Origin of the sequence: Arthrobacter sp. CJ23 (assembly GCF_024741795.1) — a bacterium.
In the GTDB taxonomy this organism is placed as follows: Bacteria; Actinomycetota; Actinomycetes; order Actinomycetales; family Micrococcaceae; genus Arthrobacter.
Map to the genome: position 1 here is coordinate 376620 of NZ_CP102950.1, position 12261 is coordinate 388880.

Annotated in this window: 15 protein-coding genes and 1 pseudogene; 11 read left to right on the top strand and 5 right to left on the bottom strand. The window is 67.2% G+C overall.

Going from position 1 to position 12261, the window contains the following annotated elements; all coding sequences use genetic code 11:
• Positions 1 to 8 precede the first annotated feature (8 nt).
• A complete protein-coding gene (locus tag NVV90_RS01605) occupies positions 9 to 746 on the bottom strand; it encodes a dienelactone hydrolase family protein (RefSeq protein WP_258439456.1) in 738 nt (245 codons plus the stop codon).
• A gap of 116 nt (positions 747 to 862) precedes the next feature.
• A pseudogene (locus tag NVV90_RS01610) lies at positions 863 to 1132 on the bottom strand (DUF445 family protein); the annotation flags it as partial.
• Between the two features lie 218 nt (positions 1133 to 1350).
• Between NVV90_RS01610 and NVV90_RS01615 the strand changes: the two are divergent.
• Positions 1351 to 1776 carry a hypothetical protein gene (locus tag NVV90_RS01615; RefSeq protein ID WP_258439457.1) on the top strand — a complete coding sequence of 142 codons (426 nt, stop codon included), beginning with the start codon at positions 1351 to 1353 and terminating at the stop codon, positions 1774 to 1776.
• A gap of 39 nt (positions 1777 to 1815) precedes the next feature.
• Here the strand turns inward: NVV90_RS01615 and NVV90_RS01620 are convergent, their stop codons facing one another.
• Complete coding sequence (locus tag NVV90_RS01620) at positions 1816 to 3153, bottom strand: DUF445 domain-containing protein (RefSeq protein WP_258439458.1); 1338 nt, start codon at positions 3151 to 3153, stop codon at positions 1816 to 1818.
• Positions 3154 to 3202: 49 nt separating this feature from the next.
• On the opposite strand from NVV90_RS01620, the gene NVV90_RS01625 reads away from it, so the two are divergent.
• The 4 genes from NVV90_RS01625 to NVV90_RS01640 are packed head-to-tail and all read left to right on the top strand — an operon-like array spanning position 3203 to position 5676.
• A complete protein-coding gene (locus NVV90_RS01625) occupies positions 3203 to 4078 on the top strand; it encodes a glycerophosphodiester phosphodiesterase family protein (protein ID WP_258439459.1) in 876 nt (291 codons plus the stop codon).
• Between the two features lie 49 nt (positions 4079 to 4127).
• Positions 4128 to 4613, top strand: a complete 486-nt coding sequence (locus NVV90_RS01630; protein WP_258439460.1) for a hypothetical protein — start codon at positions 4128 to 4130, stop codon at positions 4611 to 4613.
• Positions 4610 to 5368 (top strand): AzlC family ABC transporter permease, encoded by a 759-nt coding sequence (locus tag NVV90_RS01635; RefSeq protein WP_258439461.1) that lies wholly within the window; start codon positions 4610 to 4612, stop codon positions 5366 to 5368. The genes NVV90_RS01630 and NVV90_RS01635 overlap by 4 nt, the downstream gene beginning before the upstream one ends.
• Positions 5365 to 5676 (top strand): AzlD domain-containing protein, encoded by a 312-nt coding sequence (locus tag NVV90_RS01640; protein ID WP_258439462.1) that lies wholly within the window; start codon positions 5365 to 5367, stop codon positions 5674 to 5676. Before NVV90_RS01635 ends, NVV90_RS01640 begins: the two co-directional genes overlap by 4 nt.
• Before the next feature lie 5 nt (positions 5677 to 5681).
• Here NVV90_RS01640 and NVV90_RS01645 read toward each other — a convergent pair whose 3' ends face one another.
• Positions 5682 to 6314 (bottom strand): TetR/AcrR family transcriptional regulator, encoded by a 633-nt coding sequence (locus NVV90_RS01645; RefSeq protein WP_258439463.1) that lies wholly within the window; start codon positions 6312 to 6314, stop codon positions 5682 to 5684.
• Between the two features lie 113 nt (positions 6315 to 6427).
• Here NVV90_RS01645 and NVV90_RS01650 point away from each other — a divergent pair, with 113 nt between their 5' ends.
• From NVV90_RS01650 to NVV90_RS01665, 4 genes are all read left to right on the top strand, one after another.
• Complete coding sequence (locus tag NVV90_RS01650; RefSeq protein ID WP_258439464.1) at positions 6428 to 6754, top strand: thiamine-binding protein; 327 nt, start codon at positions 6428 to 6430, stop codon at positions 6752 to 6754.
• 58 nt (positions 6755 to 6812) lie between these two features.
• A complete protein-coding gene (locus NVV90_RS01655) occupies positions 6813 to 7502 on the top strand; it encodes an O-methyltransferase (RefSeq protein WP_258439465.1) in 690 nt (229 codons plus the stop codon).
• A gap of 35 nt (positions 7503 to 7537) precedes the next feature.
• Positions 7538 to 8041 (top strand): GNAT family N-acetyltransferase, encoded by a 504-nt coding sequence (locus tag NVV90_RS01660; RefSeq protein WP_258439466.1) that lies wholly within the window; start codon positions 7538 to 7540, stop codon positions 8039 to 8041.
• 63 nt (positions 8042 to 8104) lie between these two features.
• Entirely contained in the window at positions 8105 to 9025 is a 921-nt protein-coding gene (locus NVV90_RS01665; RefSeq protein WP_258439467.1) for a spermidine synthase, read from the top strand.
• Between the two features lie 27 nt (positions 9026 to 9052).
• Here the strand turns inward: NVV90_RS01665 and NVV90_RS01670 are convergent, their stop codons facing one another.
• The gene (locus NVV90_RS01670) at positions 9053 to 9970 is read right to left on the bottom strand and encodes a LysR family transcriptional regulator (protein WP_258439468.1); all 918 of its coding nucleotides are present in this window, start codon (positions 9968 to 9970) and stop codon (positions 9053 to 9055) included.
• 129 nt (positions 9971 to 10099) lie between these two features.
• Between NVV90_RS01670 and NVV90_RS01675 the strand changes: the two genes are divergently transcribed.
• Together NVV90_RS01675 and NVV90_RS01680 are read left to right on the top strand one after the other, a co-directional pair.
• On the top strand, positions 10100 to 11488 hold the full coding sequence (locus tag NVV90_RS01675) for an MFS transporter (protein ID WP_258439469.1): 1389 nt from the start codon (positions 10100 to 10102) through the stop codon (positions 11486 to 11488).
• Positions 11488 to 12237, top strand: coding sequence for a 3-hydroxybutyrate dehydrogenase (locus NVV90_RS01680; protein WP_258439470.1), 750 nt, complete (start codon positions 11488 to 11490; stop codon positions 12235 to 12237). Before NVV90_RS01675 ends, NVV90_RS01680 begins: the two co-directional genes overlap by 1 nt.
• The last annotated feature ends 24 nt before the right edge of the window (positions 12238 to 12261 follow it).

The window sequence follows — 12261 nt, forward strand, 5'->3', positions numbered from 1 at the left end:
TCCTGCCCCTAAGAGCCCCCGGATTCTTTGAGGTATTTCCCGAAGTGGTCTTCGATCCGCTGCCACGCCTCGGGGGAAGCCTCCGGGTCCGGCTTGATGCCCATGATGCGGTTCAGCGGACGCAGCAGTTTCGGTGCCAAGTCGACTTCATTCATGAAGGCGTGGCTGGAGGTGGGAAACTCCTTGACGTCATTCTCGATTCCAAGGCCGTTGAGGGCGGACTTCAGCTTGGCGGCCGCGCCCGGCAGCGTGTGGTCCCGGCCGCCGTAGTTGGCCACCAGGGGACAGGCGCCGCGCAAGGACTCCTCAAGGTGCCTGGGGAGTTGCCCGTAGTTCACGGACGCAGCATCGAAGCCGTCCCTGGCCACAAGCAAGGCAAAGCCGCCGCCCATGCAGAAACCGATCACACCCGTCTTTCCGGTGCTGCGCTCCGAATTGCCGAGCCAGGTCCGTGCGGTACCCAGATCAGTGAAGGCCTTGCCGGTACCAGAGATCATGGCCCGCATGGTGCTCACAAGGCAGCGGCGAGCGCCGCCGTCGCTGTAGAGGTCCACGGCCAGCGTCAGGTAACCGGCTGCGGCCAGCCGGTCCGCATGGCTGCGTATCACATCGTTCACACCGAAGGCTTCGTGGATCATCAGGACGGCCGGAAAAGGGCCGTCGCCTTCAGGCTCGGCCAGATACCCGCCCAGCTGGCGCGAGCCGCCGGCTTTGGCGCTCGCATCGCTCAGATCGATGTATGCCATAGCGCTGGCCTTCCTGTTGCCGGATACGCCACAGTCTGCCATCAGCCGTCAGGAGGATCCCCCTGTTACCCCATGTGCTGTGACAGTCAGGAGCAGGAGCTGCACATAAACTCGCCCTAGCCGAACAGCAGGTGCGCCAGCGTGAAGATCGCCAGGCCGGCCAGGGCGCCCACCACGGTGCCGTTGATGCGGATGTACTGCAGGTCCCTGCCCACCTGGAGCTCGATCTTCTGCGAGGTTTCCTCGGCATCCCAGCGGGCCACGGTGTCCGAGATGACGCCGGCGATGTCCGAGCGGTAGGTGGTCACGAGGTAGCCGGCGGCGTCGCCGATCCAGGCGTTGACCTTGCCGGCGAGTTCGTCGTCGTTGACCAGCCGGGAACCGAAGGTTGGTGGAAATTGCAGCGGATCAGCCGCCCGCAATGTCCCGCGGGGTCCACAAGTGTCCAGCCCAGGCCTCGCGTCCGTTTGCGGTCAAGAACTCACTTAAGTTCGTGGCAGTCCCGACGCAACTCTTCTTGATCTTCACGTAGCCGGCTCCGTCCAAGCCAACGTCCGCTATTCCGGGTTCCACCATCCGTGCTGCCATCGCATATTGTCGCTACGTGGATGGAACTCGACGACTGCAGTATCGGTGGGCCGGTGCGCTGCTCCTGGCCCAAGGTGTTCTCATGGAGGGGTTGGTGTTCGTCGGGCTCGTCGTACTCCTCGCCCTCGGCATCCCGGAGACGGTGATAGTTGAACGCGCTGATGTCTTCGCCCTGCCCTACCTGCAGGAGAATCTTTATCTCATGATGGCGATGAGCGGGATCTTTGCCGCACTGCGTGTTCTCGGCGCTATCGGTCTGCTGCGCAACCGCTTGTGGGGGCTCGGGCTCTCCCTCATCAACTGCATCGTGACGCTCGTTCTGATGATCTTCCTTCTCCCCGCCGGCCTTGCGGACGGAGTGCTGTCCGGAACCGCGCTGGTGCTCATGCTCTTCGCCAAGCTCGGACGGGATTCTGACGGACAAGCAAAGCTGCTCGCGTGATCCGGGCTGGAGCATGCATGAGCGTCTTAGCGCAGCACATCAGCCGAACAGCAGGTGCGCCACCGTGAAGATCGCCAGGCCGGCCAGGGCGCCCACCACGGTGCCGTTGATGCGGATGTACTGCAGGTCCCTGCCCACCTGAAGCTCGATCTTCTGCGAGGTTTCCTCGGCATCCCAGCGGGCCACGGTGTCCGAGATGACGCCGGCGATGTCCGAGCGGTAGGTGGTCACGAGGTACCCAGCCGCGTCGCCGATCCAGGCGTTGACCTTGCCGGCGAGTTCGTCGTCGTTGACCAACCGGGAACCGAAGTCCCGCACAGCGCTCTTGAAGCGCTGCGTGAGCTCGCTCTCGGGATCCTCGACGGCGCCGAGCAGGGCGTTCTTGATGGTGCCCCAGGTGCGGGACGCCAGTTCGCGGACCTCGGGATCGCCCAGGATCTGGGCTTTGATGCCCTCGGCGCGTTCGATCATCACCGGATCGTGCTGGAGGTCCTGGGCCAGCTCCGTGAGGTAGGTGTCGATGGCGCGGCGGACCTGGTGGTCCTGGTCCTGCTGCACCGCGCGGACGAACTTGGACAGCTCCAGGTAGACCTTGTCGCCCACCAGGTCATCCACGAAGGACGGCACCCAGAGCGGCGAACGGTCGGACACCAGCCGGTTCACCGCGGCATGGTTCGCGTCCACCCAGTCCGCGGTGCGGTCCACCAGCAGGTCCACCAGCTTGTGGTGGTGGCCGTCGGCGAAGATCCGCTCCGCCATCCGGCCTACGGGCGGCCCCCACGGCGGAGTCAGCAGGTGCTTGCGGACCATGCCCTCGATCACCGCCTGGACGTCGTCGTCGTTGAGCACGGTGAACGCGCCGCGGATCAGCGCCGCGCCTTCCTTGGCCACGCGTTCGGCGCCGCCCGGCCCGGCCAGCCAGGCCCCGGCCTTGCGGGCGATGTCGATGCTGGCCAGCTTTTGCTGCACCACCTGCTCGGACAGGAAGTTGGTCTCCACGAAGTCGCTCAGCGATTCGCCGATCTGGTCCTTGCGGCGCGGAATGATGGCAGTGTGCGGGATCTTCAGGCCCATGGGGTACTTGAATAGGGCCGTCACGGCGAACCAGTCCGCCAGCGCACCCACCATGCCGCCCTCGGCCGCCGCCCGGACGTATTCGAGCCAGGGGTACTCCTTCTGGAAGGCATACGCGAGGGTGAACACCACCGCCATGCCGATCAGCAGCCCCAGCGCCACGGCCTTCATCTTGCGCAGGGCCGCAGCCTTCGCGGCGTCGCCGGAGGAAAGCCCGACGGCGCCAGCAGCACCCGCTGCGGGTCCGGCTGCCGTGGGGGGCGCGCTGAGCGTGTCCGGGATTTGTTCAGAGTTCACCTGCATGTGCCCAGCGTAGCCCCGTGTGCGCAGGGTGTTGGGCTACCGTGTCTGCATGACAAGCGACGACTTCGCCTCCCGCAGGCCCCTGGTCTACGCCCACCGCGGGGCCAGTTCCACCTTTGCCGAGCACACCCGCGCCGCGTACCTGAAGGCACTCGCCGACGGCGCCGACGGCGTGGAGTGCGACGTCCACCTGACCAAAGACCAGCACATCGTCCTGATCCATGACTCCAACCTGGACCGGACCTCGGACGGCACCGGTCCCGTGGCCGAACGGACGCTCGAGGAACTGCGGGCCCTGGACTTCTCGTCCTGGAAGGGTGCGCGCATCCCGGATGAGTACGGCGGCATCGCGGACCAGCTGCTCACGCTCGATGAGCTCCTCGATATCCTGCGCGGGGCAGGCCGCAGCATCGGCCTCGCGATCGAGCTCAAGCACCCCAGCCCCTACCAGCTCAAGCTCGAGGACCGGGTCCTCGAACTGCTGCTCGCCGAAGGCTGGACCCCGGAAGACTCAGTGCTGGAGAACATCCGGGTCTCCTTCATGAGCTTCAGCCCGGACTCCGTGAAGCATCTGCTCAAGACGGTTCCCGCCGAACACCTCTGCCAATTGGTGGATGACATCACCGTTGAGGAAGTGCGTCAGGAACTTGGTCTCGGCCTGCTGACCGGCGGGGCCGTGGCCAATGTCATGAAGGCTGCGCAGCTGGAGGGCGAACGGATCCTGGACGACGGCGAGGTGGGGATCGCCGGCCCGGGCATCGACTACGTGCGCCAGCATGCCCGCACCGTGCAGCGCTGGCTTGAATCGGGCCGCCGCTTCCGGGTGTGGACCGTGGATGCCGAGAAGGACGTGGCACTCTGCCAAGGACTGGGCATCCACGAAATCACCACCAACAGGCCAGCCCAGGTCCTCGCACAGCTGTAGCCGCGCTGGGCGGTATGGAGCCCCAGCGCGGATGTGATTGAGTGGTCCCATGTCTTTTACCTGGTCCGCCCGAGCCACCCAGGCCCTGTCCGCAACGGCCCTGAGCGCGCTCCTGTTGGCCAGCGCCATGAAGCATTTCCGGTCGCCCTCGTTCTTCTACCCTGTGGTGCCCGACTACCTGTGCCGCAATGACGATGCCGACGCTGACGCCGCTGAGACGGCAGGCGCCAGCGGGACCGCGCTCGCCGCGGCAGCCCCGCGCAACGGTCCCTTGGCGATCATGTCCCGTGAGGAATGGATCGCCGCCACCGGCCTGCTCGAGGCGGCTGCCGCCGTCGGGCTCCTGATCCCCGCAACCCGCAAGGCCGCGGCCGCCGGCACTGCCGCCATGTTCACTACATTCCTTGCAGGGCATATTGATGCCCTCCGCCGGGCCTATGGTCCCGATGGCACGCCGGCTGAGCGTCGCGTCCACACGCTCCGACTGCCCCTGCAGCTGCCGCTGGTGCTGTGGGCCTGGAGGCTGCGGAAGTGAAGCTGCCCGACTCCCCGGCCGTGAAGGTCGGCCTGTCCATCAGCATCGCGACAGGTTTCTACGGGATCTCCTTTGGTGCCCTGTCCGTGGCCTCAGGCTTCGATTTCTGGCAAACCATGGCACTGAGCCTGCTGCTGTTCAGCGGCGGCTCGCAGTTCGCCTTCATCGGTGTGGTGGCCGGCGGCGGATCCGGCGTCGCAGCCATGACAGCCAGTGCCCTGCTCGGCCTGCGCAACGGCATCTACGGGATGCAGATCAATGCGATGCTGCAGCCGCGGGGCTGGCGCAGGTATGCCGCAGCCCAGCTGACCATCGACGAGTCAACCGCCACGGCCTCGGGCCAGAGCGATCAGGACGAGCAGCGGCGCGGCTTCTGGACCGCCGGCATCGGCATATTCCTGTTGTGGAATCTCTTCACCGCCGTCGGCGCCCTGGCCGGCGATGCCATGGGCGACCCCAAACAGTGGGGGCTGGACGGCGCCGCTGTGGCAGCCTTCCTAGGCTTGCTGTGGCCGCGGCTCAAGGGCCGCGAACCCTGGGCCATCGCCGCCGCCTGTGCCCTGGCCACCGTGCTGGCCGTTCCCTTCGTGCCCTCGGGCGTGCCTATTCTGGTGGCGGCTTTGGTGGCCGGCGTGATCGGCTGGTTCAGCCACGCCCGCAAGGACGAGGGCCTGGAGCCGGACATCGACCCCTACGCCCACCCCCACCGCGACAAGCACCACGACGCGGGCCGCGACCATCGGAGCGCCGAATGAACCTCTGGCTCTGGATCCTGATCGCCTGTGCGCTGGCGTACCTCACCAAACTCGTGGGCTACTTCGTGCCGGCCAAGCTGCTGGAAAGCCCGCGCATCATGCACATCGCCGGCACCATGACCATCGGCCTGCTCGCCTCCCTGACCATCGTCAACGCCGTCGCCTCGGGGCAGGGGTTGGTGCTGGACGCCAGGATCGGTGCCCTGGCTGCGGCCGCCGTCGCTCTCTGGCTGCGCGCGCCCTTCCTCGTGGTGGTGATTGTGGGTGCGGCGGCCGCGGCCGTGCTGCGCCTGCTCGGCTGGGGCTGAGCGGGCTAGGAAACCGCCTGGCCGAACGTGACGCCGGGGATATCGGACTGGGCGGGCAGCGGGCGGCTGGGGCGTTCGGTGCGGATGGCGTCCTCGATCAAGGCCACCGGCCGCTCCCAGGCACGCGAACCGGGCTCCATGGTGTCCACGGCGCCGATGAGCATGGCAATCAGGCGGATCATGTCTTCGATGGTGATGTCGCGGCGCAGCGAGCCCTGGCCCTGTCCGCGCTCCAGCAAGGTCTCGATGGAGTCGATGAGACCTCCGGTGATGCCGATGAGCAGCCCGCGGCGGCCGGCGACGGCGCCCAGCAGGTTGGCGTCTTCGCTGGCCACCTGCATCACGGCGTCGATGATGCGGATGAGCCCCACGGCGGCGTCCATGCCGGCCAGGGCGTCCTCGGCCACGGGGTCGACATGGAGGCGCAGCTGCCGCGACAGTGCGGCCAGAACCAGCTGTTCCTTGTCGGAGAAGTTCCGGAAAAGAGTTGCGGGCCCGACGCCGGCCGTCGCGGCGATGGTCTGGAGGGGAACCTCGGGACCCTGCTCCCGGAAGCACTGCCGGGCAGCGGTGATGATCTTGTCTACATTGCGTGCGGCGTCCGCCCTGAGGGGCTTGCGTTCGGAGGGCTGGTCCATGCTGTCAGAGTAGCAATGCAGGCGGCCGCATCCGATTGCCGCGCTGTTGTAATCGGTTATATGACTTCTTGCGCGGGAAAGACTGGATTCCCCGCGCGTGAAACACTGGAGCCATGTTGCTTGCATTCTCTGTCGCTCCGTCCGGCCAGCCCAGCTCTGGCACCGCATCCACCGACGGTTCTGTGCATGACGCCGTGGCCGAAGCCGTACGGATCGTCCGCGAATCCGGCCTGCCGAACCAGACGGACTCCATGTTCACCACCATTGAGGGGGAGTGGGATGAAGTGTTCGACGTCGTCAAGCGCGCCACCGAGGCGGTCGGCAAATACGGCAACCGCGTCTCCCTGGTGATCAAGGCCGACATCCGCCCCGGCTACTCGGGCGAGCTGACTGGCAAGGTGGAGCGTTTGGAGGCTGCGATCTCGGAGCAGAAGGACTAAGGTTCCAACCCCGACGGCGTTCTTCCCCCGCGGACGCACTGGTGCAAGACTGGGGCCCATGATTGAACACGTGACCCAGCCCGGCTGGGTGGCTGTCGAGGAGTACCTGTCTGCCGTCGTCGTGCATCCCGATCCGGCCCATCAGCGGGCGCTGCACTCCGCCGTCGAGGCGGGCATGCCGCCCATCGAGGTGGCGCCGAACGCAGGCAAGCTGCTCAGGATGCTGGTGCAAATGTCCGGAGCGCGGCGGATCCTGGAGATCGGGACGCTTGCCGGGTTCAGCACCATCTGGATGGCACAAGGACTTCCCGAGGACGGCCGGCTGGTCACTTGCGAATATTTGCCCAAGCACGCGCAGGTGGCGCGGGCCAACGTGGATGCCGCGGGAGTGGGCCACAAGGTGGAGATCCGTGTGGGCGCGGCACTTGACTCGCTCCCCACGCTGGTGGAGTACGTGGCCAGGCAGGGCGCTTTCGACTTCGTGTTCATCGACGCGGACAAGGAGAACGATTCCAACTACCTGGACTGGGCCATCCGGCTCGGCAGGCCCGGCACCGTCATTGTCATGGACAACGTCATCTGGGACGGCGCCATCCTGGAACCGGAACGGGACATGATCAATGCCCCGGGAATTGTCAGTGCCCTCGAAATGATGGGCAAGGATCCCCGGCTCGATGCCACGGCCATCCAGACCGTGGGCGCCAAAGGCTGGGACGGTTTCGCGCTGGCGCGCGTCCTCGGGCCTTAGGCCCTGGGGTGCGGCTGGAGGATTAGGCTGGTCCGATGGATTTCACATTGCGCCCGGCAACCGTCGGCGACGCCGCCGAAATGGTGGCCATGCACCTCCGGTCCTGGCGTGAAAGCTACGGACACTTGCTACCGCCTGAATTCTTCGAACTCCAGGAGACGAAGCAAACCGACAGGATTGAGCGGTATCGGAGCGCAATCGCGAACCATCACACCCGGATGCTGGCGCACGATGCTGCAGGCGAACTGGTGGGCATCGCCGCGTCCGGCCCCGGCCGTGACTATGACCGTCCCTGCGAGCTTGAGCTGTTCATGATCTACACGCTGCAGCGCGTCCACGGGCGGGGTATCGGCCAGGCCCTGGTTGACTCCGTGGCGGGCGCCGAGGCGGCCTACCTCTGGGTCCTTGACGACAACCCCCGGGCCCAGGCGTTCTACCGCCGGAACGGCTTCGTGCCCGATGGCAAAAGGCAGCTCTGTTCACCTGAGTGGCACCAACTGCCCGAACACCGGATGGTGCGCCCCGCCGTCGGGCACTGACCCCGGAGCGGGCGTCCCGCCGGTCAACTAGGGTTGAAGCATGACTGAGGCACGGCGCAACTGATGGCGAAACGCGGCAAGGCCGGCAAATCAGACAGGTCGACGGCGGGAGTGGTCGAGGTGCCCGCGGGCACCCGCCCGGACGGTCCCGTGGCGGGCGTCTACTACGTGGACACCGGCGACTGCGAACTCGTGGCGGACCCGGACAACTCCAACGGCTGGCTCCTGAAGATCAACGGCGTGATGAGCTCGCACATCGACCTCGCCGATCCGCTGTTCCTGGACTTTGAGTACATGCGCTGGATCGCGGCGCTGGTCGCGTCCAAGTGGCCGCCCGAAACCCGGCCCAAGCTGCGAGCCCTCCACCTCGGCGGCGGAGCCTGCTCCATGGCCCGGCACTTCCACGCCGCCTACCCGGACGCCCGCCAGGTGGTGGTGGAACTGGACGGCAAGCTCGCCGAATACGTCCGCGGCTGGTTCGACCTCCCCAAGGCGCCCATGCTTCGGATCCGCGTGGGCGAGGCCCGGCAGGTCACGGAGAGCCTCACGCCGCAGACCCGGGACCTCATTATCCGCGATGTCTTTGCCGGGGCTTTCACGCCGCGGGCGCTTACCACGCGCGAATTCAATGACCATGCGGACAGGGTGCTGGCCCCAGGCGGCCTCTACGTGGTGAACTCCGGCGACGCCCCGGACCTCAAGAACGCCCGCGAGGACGCCGCCACCATCGCCGATACCTTCGAACACACCATGATCATCGCCGACCCCGCCATGCTGAAGGGCCGCCGCTACGGCAACATGGTCATGGCCGGCAGCCACGAACCCTTCGGCGACGACCCCCGGCTGGCGCGCACGCTCCTGGGCGGCGCCGTGCCGGCCCACATCTGGGATGACGCGCAGGTGCGGGCCTTCGCCGCGGGCGCCAAGATCCGGCGGGATCCGGCTGAGGCTGCGCCCGAAACCCCGGCGCGAACGGTCAGCTAACGCCCCCAGAACACGGATTTAGGGGCATCAACTGTTCGTTCGCGCCGTCACGTCCTGCCCCAGCAGCGCTTCCCGGTGCGCGGCCGTCTGTTCGCGCAGGGCCTGCGCCACGGCGGCCACGGCCGGGCGGCGCAGGGAATCGGGCCGCAGGACCATCCAGTAGGGCAGGAGCTCAGCGAATTCGGCGGGCAGCAGGCGCACCAGGTCGTTGTGCTGATCGGCCATGAAGCAGGGCAGGAAGCCGATGCCGGCCCCGGCCCGGGTGGCCTCCACATGCACGAACACATTGGTGGAGCTCAGGCCGTCGCGCATGGACGGGACCAGCCGGCGCGGGGCGTCCAGATCGTCCACCTGCAGCATGGAATCCACGAAGTAGACCAGCTGGTGACGGGTCAGTTCCTCGGCGGTTCCGGGGATGCCGTGGACCGCCAGGTACCCGCGCGAGGCATACATGCCCAGCCTGTACTCGCCCAGCCGGTGCGCCTCGGCCCGGTGCACCTGCGGCTCACCCACCACCACCTCGATGTCCAGGCCCGATCGCTGCTGCAGCGCCCGCCGGGTCACCGTGATGATCTCCACGCTGAGCCCCGGATGCGCGTTGCGGAGCCGCGCCACGGCGGGTGCGGCGATGTACGCGCTGAAGCCATCGGTTGCGGTCATGCGCACGACGCCGGTGATCGGGTCCGGCGCGCGGCCGCCCGGTCCCAGCGCGCCCACCGCGGCCTCGATCCGTTCCGCCACCGTCACCGCGCCGGCGCCGAGCTCGGTGACCTCCCAGCCGCCCGCGGCGCGGGCCAGCACCCGGCCACCGAGCGCCTTCTCCAGGGCGGCGATCCTGCGCGAGACGGTGGTGTGGTTCAGTCCCAGTTCCTGGGCCGCCGTCGTGAATTTTCCTGAGCGGGACACCGCGAGGAGGACGAGCAGATCGTCCGGATTCGGATTCATATCTGCAATTTTGCACATACTTGGTGCCCTTTTGGTCATTGAGAGGCCAGGAATCTGCGGCAATACTCAGTGGAGCATTCCGTGCTGTGGATCACAGCACGTGTCAACGAGGACACTAAGGAGATGGACATGAGCGTAGAGCAACGCTCCGGAACAGCAGCAGGGCAGGCGGCGGGCAAGGGCTCGGGCCTGAAGAAGATCGTGGCGGCCTCGATGGTGGGCACGGTGGTGGAGTGGTATGAATTCTTCCTCTACGCCACCGCCGCCACCCTGGTTTTCGGCAAGTACTTCTTTCCGGCCACCGGCAACGAGCTGGACGGCATCATCCAGGCCTTCCTCACCTACGCCGTTGGCTTCGTGGCCAGGCCCCTGGGCGGCATCGTGTTCGGCCAGATCGGCGACAAACTGGGCCGCAAACCCACGCTGCAGCTGACCATCGTGATCGTGGGCGTGGCCACCTTCCTGATGGGCTGCCTCCCGGGCTTCGCCGACATCGGCTACCTGGCCCCCGCGCTGCTGGTGGCCCTCCGCTTCATCCAGGGCTTCGCGCTGGGCGGCGAATGGGGCGGCGCGGTGCTGCTGGTGGCCGAACACAGCCCCAGCAAGTCCCGCGGCTTCTGGTCCAGCTGGCCGCAGGCCGCCGTGCCGGTGGGCAACCTGCTGGCAACTGCGGTGCTGTTCACCATGTCCAGCGTCCTGAGCAGCGAGGCGTTCCTCGGCTGGGGCTGGCGCGTGGCTTTCTGGCTCTCCGCCGTCATCGTGTTCGTCGGCTACTACATCCGCACCCACGTCACCGAGGCGCCCATCTTCCTGGAAGCGAAAGCCCGGCTGGAGAAGGAGCAGGCCGTCAGCTACGGCGTCGGCGAGGTCATCCGCAAGTACCCCAAGGGCATCCTGCAGGCCATGGGCCTGCGCTTCGCCGAAAACATCATGTACTACCTCGTGGTGAGCTTCGCGATCGTCTACCTCAAGAGCGTCCACAAGTACGACACCTCGTCCCTGCTGCTGGCCCTCCTGATCGCCCACGTCATCCACTTCCTGGTCATCCCCCAGGTGGGGCGCCTGGTGGATGCCTGGGGACGCAAGCCCGTGTACCTGGTGGGCGCGGTGGCCGGTGCCGCCTGGCCGTTCTTCGCCTTCCCGATGTTCGATACCCGCAACGCCGCGGTGATCGTGCTGGCCGTGACCATCGGCCTGTGCCTGCACGCGTTCATGTACGCCGGGCAGCCCGCCATCATGTCCGAGCTCTTTCCCACCCGCATGCGCTACTCCGGCGTTTCCCTCGGCTCCCAGGTCACCTCGATCTTCGCCGGTTCGCTGGCGCCGCTCCTGGCCACCCAGTGGCTCAAGGACACCGGATCCTGGGTTCCCACCGCCATCTACCTGGTGGTCGCCTGCGCCATCACCTGCGTCGCGGTGCTTAGCCTGAAGGAAACGCGCGGAGTGGCGCTGGAGGACCTGGACAAGGCCGACGCCGTGCGGCACGGCCTGGCCAGTGCTGCACAGGCAGCCCGCTGATGGACAACACTCTGAACGGCCGCAAGGCTTTGGTGACCGGCGGGGCGAGCGGAATCGGAGCCGCCTGTGCCCGGGCGCTCGCCGCCCGGGGAGCGAAGGTGGTGGTGGCCGACGTCGACGCCGCCGGAGCCGCGGCGCTCGCCGATGAGCTGGGCGGCACCGCCTGGGCCGTGGACCTGCTGGACGTGGACGCCCTGGCGTCCCTCCGGCTGGACTGCGACATCCTCATCAACAACGCCGGCATCCAGAAGGTGGCCCCGATCGAGGAGTTCGAGCCTGTGGAGTTCAGGCGCATCCTGGCCCTGATGCTCGAGGCGCCGTTCCTGCTCATCCGGGCCGCGCTGCCGCACATGTATGCCAACGGCTTCGGCCGGATCATCAACATCTCCTCCGTGCACGGGCTCCGGGCCTCCGCCTACAAGAGCGCGTACGTCTCGGCCAAGCACGGGCTGGAGGGGCTCAGCAAGGTGACGGCGCTCGAGGGCGGGCCCCGCGGGGTGACCTCCAACTGCATCAACCCCGGGTACGTGCGCACGCCGCTCGTGGAGAAGCAGATCGCGGACCAGGCCCTGCTGCACGGCATCCCCGAGTCCGAGGTCCTGGCCGGGGTGATGCTGACGGAGTCGGCCGTGAAGCGGCTGGTGGAGCCGGCCGAGGTTGCGTCGCTGGCGGCCTGGGTGGCGTCCGACGACGCAGGCATGGTCACCGGCGCCAGCTACACCATGGACGGCGGCTGGTCCGCCAGATAGGCCCGCGGCCTGGCCGGCGACAGG

What these genes read in the sequence shown, in the direction of transcription:
- NVV90_RS01605 (WP_258439456.1), bottom strand. Translation starts at nt 746, where the DNA reads ATGGCATACATCGATCTGAGCGATGCGAGCGCCAAAGCCGGCGGCTCG.
- NVV90_RS01620 (WP_258439458.1), bottom strand. Translation starts at nt 3,153, where the DNA reads ATGCAGGTGAACTCTGAACAAATCCCGGACACGCTCAGCGCGCCCCCC.
- NVV90_RS01625 (WP_258439459.1), top strand. Translation starts at nt 3,203, where the DNA reads ATGACAAGCGACGACTTCGCCTCCCGCAGGCCCCTGGTCTACGCCCAC.
- NVV90_RS01630 (WP_258439460.1), top strand. Translation starts at nt 4,128, where the DNA reads ATGTCTTTTACCTGGTCCGCCCGAGCCACCCAGGCCCTGTCCGCAACG.
- NVV90_RS01640 (WP_258439462.1), top strand. Translation starts at nt 5,365, where the DNA reads ATGAACCTCTGGCTCTGGATCCTGATCGCCTGTGCGCTGGCGTACCTC.
- NVV90_RS01645 (WP_258439463.1), bottom strand. Translation starts at nt 6,314, where the DNA reads ATGGACCAGCCCTCCGAACGCAAGCCCCTCAGGGCGGACGCCGCACGC.
- NVV90_RS01650 (WP_258439464.1), top strand. Translation starts at nt 6,428, where the DNA reads ATGTTGCTTGCATTCTCTGTCGCTCCGTCCGGCCAGCCCAGCTCTGGC.
- NVV90_RS01655 (WP_258439465.1), top strand. Translation starts at nt 6,813, where the DNA reads ATGATTGAACACGTGACCCAGCCCGGCTGGGTGGCTGTCGAGGAGTAC.
- NVV90_RS01660 (WP_258439466.1), top strand. Translation starts at nt 7,538, where the DNA reads ATGGATTTCACATTGCGCCCGGCAACCGTCGGCGACGCCGCCGAAATG.
- NVV90_RS01665 (WP_258439467.1), top strand. Translation starts at nt 8,105, where the DNA reads ATGGCGAAACGCGGCAAGGCCGGCAAATCAGACAGGTCGACGGCGGGA.
- NVV90_RS01670 (WP_258439468.1), bottom strand. Translation starts at nt 9,970, where the DNA reads ATGAATCCGAATCCGGACGATCTGCTCGTCCTCCTCGCGGTGTCCCGC.
- NVV90_RS01675 (WP_258439469.1), top strand. Translation starts at nt 10,100, where the DNA reads ATGAGCGTAGAGCAACGCTCCGGAACAGCAGCAGGGCAGGCGGCGGGC.
- NVV90_RS01680 (WP_258439470.1), top strand. Translation starts at nt 11,488, where the DNA reads ATGGACAACACTCTGAACGGCCGCAAGGCTTTGGTGACCGGCGGGGCG.